The organism is Mesorhizobium sp. M5C.F.Ca.IN.020.29.1.1, assembly GCF_003997375.1.
Taxonomy (GTDB): Bacteria; Pseudomonadota; Alphaproteobacteria; order Rhizobiales; family Rhizobiaceae; genus Mesorhizobium; species Mesorhizobium wenxiniae.
This window is the reverse complement of the sequence record NZ_RZSW01001122.1, coordinates 1-702: the sequence shown is the minus strand read 5'-3', so window position 1 is coordinate 702 and position 702 is coordinate 1. Positions and strand designations below refer to the sequence as shown.

Here is a 702-nt window from a genome sequence, read left to right as displayed (position 1 = left end):
GGGCTGCGCTATGACAAGCGCGCGCTGCTGCTGGGACTGCTAATCGATGGACATCGTCGCATCGATGGGGACAAGGCAGAGCGGGCGCGTCTCACGGCGATCGGCGCGGAAGCCTTCGGGCGCGACCATGAATAAGGTGCTGCTCGCGCTTGCGCCGGCGGCGCTGATGCTGGCGGTCTGCGTCGGCATGACCGGCGTCGAGGGCTGGCTTGCCGGCTTTGCAACAAGCGAGGGCGCACGCCTCGTGCTCGGACGGGCCGGCCTTGCCCTTCCCTATGCGGCGGCCGGCCTTGCCGGCGTGATTTTTCTCTTCGCGGCCGCCGGTGCGCATGCGATCCGCGCCGCTGGCTGGAGCGTCGCTGGCGCAGCCGCGGTCGTCATTGCAATCGCCGTGACGCGCGAGACCGCCCGCCTGATCGCACTCGCCGATCGCGTGCCCACGGGCAGGACGGCTCTCTCCTATGCCGATCCGGGGACGGCGGTTGGCGCGACTCTCGCGCTGATCTGCGGCGTGTTCGCGCTGCGCGTGGCGATCAGGGGTAATGCCGCCTTTGCGGCAGCCGCTCCCCGCCGCATCCGGGGAAAGCGGGCGATCCACGGCGAGACCGACTGGATGGGAATGGAGTCGGCCGGCCGGCTGTTTCCTGAAGCCGGCGGTATCGTGATAGGCGAGCGCTACCGCGTCGATCGCGACCATATCGC

The 702-nt window shown here is 69.7% G+C and carries 1 protein-coding gene and 1 pseudogene; both read left to right on the top strand.

Annotation, left to right across the window (positions count from 1 at the left end):
• On the top strand, positions 1 to 135 hold a 135-nt coding region (traD, locus tag EOA85_RS36630), incomplete at its 5' end, for a conjugal transfer protein TraD (protein ID WP_127212826.1).
• A pseudogene (locus EOA85_RS36625) lies at positions 128 to 702 on the top strand (conjugal transfer protein TraG); the annotation flags it as partial. The gene traD and the pseudogene EOA85_RS36625, both read left to right, overlap by 8 nt.